Annotated in this window: 7 protein-coding genes; 6 read left to right on the top strand and 1 reads right to left on the bottom strand. The window is 46.4% G+C overall.

Annotated features, from left to right (window positions below; genetic code table 11):
* Positions 1-174: 174 nt before the first annotated feature.
* From QUA53_RS07165 to QUA53_RS07145, 5 genes are all read left to right on the top strand, one after another.
* A complete protein-coding gene (locus QUA53_RS07165; RefSeq protein WP_333095869.1) occupies positions 175-387 on the top strand; it encodes a hypothetical protein in 213 nt (70 codons plus the stop codon).
* A gap of 298 nt (positions 388-685) precedes the next feature.
* Positions 686-1,990, top strand: a complete 1,305-nt coding sequence (locus tag QUA53_RS07160) for a metallopeptidase TldD-related protein (protein ID WP_333095868.1) — start codon at positions 686-688, stop codon at positions 1,988-1,990.
* Between the two features lie 242 nt (positions 1,991-2,232).
* Positions 2,233-3,057, top strand: a complete 825-nt coding sequence (locus tag QUA53_RS07155) for a DUF3153 domain-containing protein (RefSeq protein WP_333095867.1) — start codon at positions 2,233-2,235, stop codon at positions 3,055-3,057.
* A 200-nt stretch (positions 3,058-3,257) separates the two neighbouring features.
* The gene (locus tag QUA53_RS07150; RefSeq protein ID WP_333095866.1) at positions 3,258-3,647 is read left to right on the top strand and encodes a lipopolysaccharide assembly protein LapA domain-containing protein; all 390 of its coding nucleotides are present in this window, start codon (positions 3,258-3,260) and stop codon (positions 3,645-3,647) included.
* A gap of 66 nt (positions 3,648-3,713) precedes the next feature.
* The gene (locus tag QUA53_RS07145) at positions 3,714-4,529 is read left to right on the top strand and encodes a segregation/condensation protein A (protein WP_333095865.1); all 816 of its coding nucleotides are present in this window, start codon (positions 3,714-3,716) and stop codon (positions 4,527-4,529) included.
* Positions 4,530-4,546: 17 nt separating this feature from the next.
* Here the strand turns inward: QUA53_RS07145 and QUA53_RS07140 are convergent, their stop codons facing one another.
* Positions 4,547-4,714, bottom strand: a complete 168-nt coding sequence (locus QUA53_RS07140; RefSeq protein WP_333095864.1) for a hypothetical protein — start codon at positions 4,712-4,714, stop codon at positions 4,547-4,549.
* A 250-nt stretch (positions 4,715-4,964) separates the two neighbouring features.
* Between QUA53_RS07140 and QUA53_RS07135 the strand changes: the two genes are divergently transcribed.
* Positions 4,965-6,128, top strand: coding sequence for an NDP-sugar synthase (locus tag QUA53_RS07135; protein ID WP_333095863.1), 1,164 nt, complete (start codon positions 4,965-4,967; stop codon positions 6,126-6,128).
* The last annotated feature ends 39 nt before the right edge of the window (positions 6,129-6,167 follow it).

The following is a 6,167-nucleotide window of genomic DNA, read 5'->3' as shown; positions in this document are numbered from 1 at the left end:
CAGCAATCGTTTGGGGGTTTTGTGTTGCCGAATCTATCTTCCTTTCTCTCTGCTTAAATATCTGCGGAATGTGGGTTAAAAGAAGTTTGGGAAAATTATCGAATTAATTTTCTCCTCTGGAGTGACCAACCCTTAGTCTATAATGAGAATCTGTTAGGAATTCCAGATTATATATTGGCGAACCGCTCCCCCCTCGGCACAGTAGTTTTTCACAAGCCCTATTTCATATTAGTTGAAACCAAGAAAGAGAGCGCATTTGATGAAGTATGGGGGCAGTATTTGGCAGAAATGATCGCCGTGCAGCGACTTAACAATGAACCCGAACAAACTATATTTGGTATTGTTTCTAATGGGGCAATGTGGCAGTTTGGCAAGCTCAAATTATAAATATTTACTCAACAAATAAATTTTTCTATACAATTCAGGACTTAGAGCGACTGTTTGCAGCCGTTAACTATGTTTTTAAATAGTGTGAATTACAATTACAGGAAAAGGAAGTTCGGCAACGGATTATTTAACGGATGTAACGGATGTAGCTGAGGTTAGGAAGAATGAATAAGGAAGGCACCACCAGTAGTTTTGACACGGATACACCGATTAATTATCGAGCAAGAGGCAGGAGTCAGATGTTGAATAGCGATAATTGCTAAAATAAAAAAAAGACCAAACCAGAAAGCCGATTATTGTGAGCGATTCAACCATAGAACAGATTTTGAAATTGGCATCTCAACGCGCGGATGCCGCTGAAGTATACTACCTGTCGAGTCAAGACACTCCCATAGAATTTGAAAACAATCGCCTCAAATCCCTGCAAACTAAAGCACTGCAAGGCGTAGCACTCCGGCTGATTTCGCACGGCAAAATCGGTTTTGCTAGTTCCACAGATTTAACGCGGATAGACGATTTAGTAGATGCAGCGATTCAAACAGCCGAAATCGGCGACCCCGCAGAATTTGAACTCGCCTCCAACTTCCACCTAAAAGGCCCGGAAACCAGCTACACTCCGCCCACAACTCAAGAATTAGTCGAAAACGGCAAAAACCTGATCGAACAAGTTCACGCCTACAATCCCGATATTATGGTAGATGTCGGCTTCCACGTCCGCAGTGGCCGCGTGAAAATTGCCACTACGCAAGACCTGTATGCCGAAAGAAGCAGCCAAATAATCAGCGGCTCGATCTCGGGAAATTTGGTAAAGGGAGAAGATTTTATGCAAGCATACAGTTACGACGTTGCGCGCGATCGTCCCCTCGACACCAACAGCATCCTCGAATCACTCCTCGAAAAATACCGCCTCGCCGAACATTCAGCCACCATCACCAGCGGTTCCTACCCAGTATTATTTACCCCCAGAGGCGCTGCTAGCACCCTCGGCGGCTTGTTTGATACCATCCTTTCAGGTCAAGCAGTAGTTCAAAAAGCCTCTCCCCTAGCCGACAAAATCGGCGAAACCTTATTTGACGAACGCTTTACCTTTTTTGAAGACCCCACTTTAGGTCCTTCTGCTTGTCCCTTTGACGACGAAGGTACACCCACCACCCGCAAAGTCTTGATAGACAAAGGTACTGTCACCGGATTTTATTGGGATCGCAGGTGGGCCGCTCGCGCCGGTGTACAATCAACCGGCAACGGTTTTCGTGGCGGACTGTCTCGCCCAGGCCCTGATTTGACTAACTTTTGCATTTCCCCAGGAAATACCGCCACTCAAGACTTGATTGCTAGCATGGACGAAGGTCTAATAGTAGAGCAGGTTTTAGGTGCCGGTCAGTCCAATCAGTTAGCTGGCGAATTTTCTGTCAATTTGGACTTAGGCTATAAAGTAGAAAAAGGCAAAATTGTCGGCCGCGTCAAGAATACAATGGTGGCAGGCAGCATTTTTGAAGCCTTTAAAAATTTGGCAGATTTGAGCAGCGAAGCCGAATGGGTAGGCGGTGCGGCATATTTGCCGAGTATGCTGTTTCAACAGTTGGGTGTAGCTTCCAGGCAATAAGTTCAGTGCGGTTAATTCCAGGTAAAGCCGACACTGCTGCTAGAAAAATGTTAGCACTCACGTCAAAAAAACCCGGTTTCTGCCACAAAGCATCTGTGAAATCGCCCTTCGGCAGCCCCTAAACTGGGTTTTTGGTATGCAGTTCGCAAGTCCAGACGTGGAAATAAAAACACATAAATACTGCCGATAATTCAACGCTTTGCTAATTCATGCAAATAGGGAAAAACAGGAAAAAAGGTACAATGAAAGAGCAAAATTTCAAGGATGGAACTCGGAAGAAGAAAAAGCACTTTTTCTTTCTTTTACCTTTGGTTTTTTGCCTTTTAACTCTAGTGAGTGGATGCGTTCAGTACGATGTCGGAGTGAACTTTGAGAGTCAAACTCGTGGCGAAATCGTACAGCACATAAAACTGGGGGAAAGGTTGACGAGTTTCAGCACCGAAACTGTTGCAGAATGGTTGAAAAGCGTAGAACGCCGGGTGAGGTTGCTGGACGGAAAAACTAAACGGCTTTCGCCCACAGAAGTTCTAGTGAGGATTCCTTTCAATAATGGAGCCGAGTTGCAAGACAAGTTCAACCAATTTTACAATCCCGTCGCACCAACCACCAAAAATCGGGTCGCAAGTCCGCTAGAAACAGATTTGCCGAAGTTTGAATCTCACCTGAATATCAAGCAGAATAATTTGTTATTGGTGCTGCGAAATCGGTTGAGTTTGGAATTGGATTTGCGCTCTCTTTCACTGCTTTCTTCTAATGGCAGTCTGCTGCTGAGCCCGGGGGGACTTTTGGAGCTAGACTTTAGCTTGAACACGCCTTGGGGCGCCGAAAGTATTGAAACTGTCGCCGGTGCGCTGGTTCCCGAAAGCTATCAGCAAGGAAAACAGTTAGTTTGGAAGCTCAAACCCGGAGAAGTTAACTATTTGGAGGCGATATTCTGGATTCCCAGTCCCGTAGGAATTGGGGCGCTGATTATTGCCTTATTTGTGGCGGCGGGGATTGCTTTGAAATATCAAATATTGCCAGCGCTGGGAATCGGCAACAAATCGCAAAACATCGGCCAAACCTAAAAAGTATATGTCCTAGAGGGGCGGGTGAACCAATCTCTTCAATCAACTCTCAGAGCTGCAATAAACCCGCCAATCCTCGGATATTATGGTTAATTTAGCAGATTTGATATTATCAAAAAAGCTGGGATAATCTGCCCAAAAACAGTTGACAAATGAGAAACAATTTGCTTGACCTGAATTGAGAATTAGGAACAGAGAAAATGCGATCGCTAAATTTCTTCTTCATATTTCTGATTTGCTTGGCTCTAGTATTATTCAGTATCGAAAATACACAGCCAGTCGCGATTCAAGTTATCGAAGGCGTCCAAGTTAAAGCTCCGCTGTGCGTAGAACTAATTGTAGCGACCGGATTAGGGGCAACACTAGCCTGGCTGTTCAGTCTGTGGTCGAGAATGCAGCGAACCCTCGCATTGCGCCAAGAGATTCGCCAAGTTCGCGAAAAAGAGCAGCGGATTCAGGAATTAGAACAAAACCTTGAACGCTATAAAGCTGAAGTAGAAGGCAAACAACCTTTGTTAGAAAGTGCAGAACCGATAAGTTTAGAAATAGCAGCCATTGAGGGTACAACTGCTGAAATGACCGCCAATTAACTTGATATGCTCTCTCGTTTTCTCAGAGGCAAAATCTAAAATCTAAAATCTAAAATCTAAAATCGAATGGCCGTTTCCCGAGACCAAGATGGTTTAGAAACGATTTCCGAGGGGATCGCAATTTTAATTGACCTCGCAGAACGGGGAGAAATCGATCCTTGGGACGTTAAGGTAATTGAAGTTTTCGATCGATGTTTGAGCAAGCTTACGAACGCCTGCGATGGCGATGCCAGTAAGGATTTCTCTGATTTGTCCCACTCCGGTCAAGCGTTTTTGTACGCTTCCATGCTGGTTTTGCTCAAAGCAGAAAGTATCGTCCTCTCAGAACCCCCCGCGAATCCAGAGTCTGCCGAGGAGGCGACACTCGAAGACGCAGAGCACTCAGGAGGGCGACACTTGCCCCAGCATTTGGAGCGGCAATTGCGCCGTCGAGGTGTAGCTCAACTACCGCAAAAACGCCCGGTGACTCTCCCAGAACTGATTGAGCAGTTGCAGCTCATGAAAGCCGCCATGGAGCAGACAGTTACCCCCCGGCGTCGCCCTACCTCAAAAATGCGATCGCAAGCAGCTCAGGCTATCTTTGAGCTAGCTCACCAAGAAAATCTCGTAGAAACTGCTAGCGAACTCGAACGGTTTCTGGCTCAGCGGGGCTCGGAAATTGACGAGGGTTGGCTGGACTTGGACAAATTGTTGGACCTCTGGCATCATAACGATTTGCACTCTCCTGTCAACCCAGAACTCCCGGTATCGACTGGGGAAGTTCACTTGCCAAATCATGACCGTGTGGGTATTTTTTGGGCACTGTTGCTGCTGTCGGCTCAGTCTAAAGTAGAGTTGCTTCAAGAGGAGTTTTACCAAGACCTTAAAATCCGCGCGCTTTGAGCTTGCAGGGTATTAGTTTATCGGGCGAAACTAATAACTGTGCCGCTGCGTCGGTTAAAATTCCAGACAGAACCTCGCTCGCCGCCATTCTGCTGCTGAGTCTCGAATGCGGACACCGGGAGTGCGAAGTTTTTGCTGATTCCCGATTCCTGGTTTTTTAAATCAAGCAAATAGGGAAGAGTCATTGATAGCCTGGTACGATGTCGCCTATAAATAGGTCAGTCGATTTTAGATTTTAGATTTTAGATTTTAGATTTACTTTTGCATTGAATCTGAGAGCTTGAACTAGCGTCTAAAATTTTGAAATCGACCCGGACGCTCGCGTCGGAAACTTGTACCCGTTTTTGGGCGGAGTCAGGATTTTGCTGCGATCGCAACCGCTAGCATCTAATTGTTCAGTTGATATCAGTTAACAGAGGGTTGAGGAAGTTAATAATGAAAGCGATGATTCTGGCGGCCGGTAAAGGCACTCGCGTCCGTCCCATTACTCAGACAATACCCAAACCGATGATTCCCATCCTGCAAAAGCCAGTGATGGAGTTTTTGGTTGAATTGCTCCGCCAGCACGGATTTGACCAGATTATGGTCAATGTTTCCCACCTGGCAGACGTGATTGAAAACTACTTCCGCGACGGTCAAAAGTTTGGGGTACAAATTGCCTATTCTTTTGAAGGGCGAATTGAGGAGGGAGAAATGATTGGAGAGGCTCTCGGTTCGGCTGGCGGCATGAAACGAATTCAGGATTTCTCGCCGTTTTTTGACGATACTTTTGTGGTGCTGTGCGGCGACGCTTTGATTGACTTGGACTTGACTGCTGCTGTGAAGTGGCACCGGGAAAAAGGGGCGATCGCTACTATTGTTATGAAATCGGTTCCCCGCGAGGAGGTCCCCAGTTACGGAGTGGTAGTAACAGATGAGTCTGGCAAAATTAAAGATTTCCAAGAAAAACCTTCTGTAGAGGAAGCTCTGAGTACCGACATTAACACTGGTATTTATATTTTTGAACCGGAAATATTCAAATACATCCCTTCGGGCCAGGAATACGATATCGGTTCGGAGTTATTTCCCAAGCTAGTAGCAGAAGGCGCGCCTTTTTACGGGATTAGCATGGACTTTGAGTGGGTGGATATCGGCAAAGTTCCTGACTACTGGCGGGCAATTCAGAGCGTGCTGCTGGGACAAGTTAAAAATGTTTCGATTCCCGGAATTGAAGTGCGCCCCGGTGTTTACGCGGGTTTGAATGTAGCTGTCAACTGGGATAAGGTTGATATTACTGGGCCTGTTTACATTGGTGGGATGACGATCATTGAGGATGGAGCGAAAATTGTCGGGCCGACAATGATTGGCCCAAATTGCTGGCTTTGCAGTGGCGCAACGGTGGAAAACAGCGTGATTTTTGAGTATTCCCGTTTGGGCCCGGAGGTGCGGTTGGTTGACAAACTGGTGTTCGGGCGCTACTGCGTTGATAAAACCGGGGCGGCGATCGATTTGCAAGCGGCGGCTCTCGATTGGCTGATTACTGACGCTCGCCAAGTTTTACCCACTCAACACGGAGAAGAGCGGCGGGCGATCGCAGAAATTCTCGGCAATCCTGAATAATTGCTAATTGCTAATTGCTAATTGCTAGTTGCTCAAAGT

Origin of the sequence: Microcoleus sp. Pol12B3 (assembly GCF_036701355.1) — a bacterium.
Lineage (GTDB): Bacteria > Cyanobacteriota > Cyanobacteriia > Cyanobacteriales > Microcoleaceae > Microcoleus.
The sequence above is the reverse complement of the archived record's forward strand: the minus strand, read 5'-3'. Positions and strand labels throughout refer to the sequence as shown.

Bases quoted from the DNA above. Each gene is read 5' to 3' on its own strand.
- QUA53_RS07135 (WP_333095863.1), top strand. From the start codon at position 4,965: ATGAAAGCGATGATTCTGGCGGCCGGTAAAGGCACTCGCGTCCGTCCC.
- QUA53_RS07145 (WP_333095865.1), top strand. From the start codon at position 3,714: ATGGCCGTTTCCCGAGACCAAGATGGTTTAGAAACGATTTCCGAGGGG.
- QUA53_RS07140 (WP_333095864.1), bottom strand. From the start codon at position 4,714: ATGACTCTTCCCTATTTGCTTGATTTAAAAAACCAGGAATCGGGAATC.
- QUA53_RS07150 (WP_333095866.1), top strand. From the start codon at position 3,258: ATGCGATCGCTAAATTTCTTCTTCATATTTCTGATTTGCTTGGCTCTA.
- QUA53_RS07155 (WP_333095867.1), top strand. From the start codon at position 2,233: ATGAAAGAGCAAAATTTCAAGGATGGAACTCGGAAGAAGAAAAAGCAC.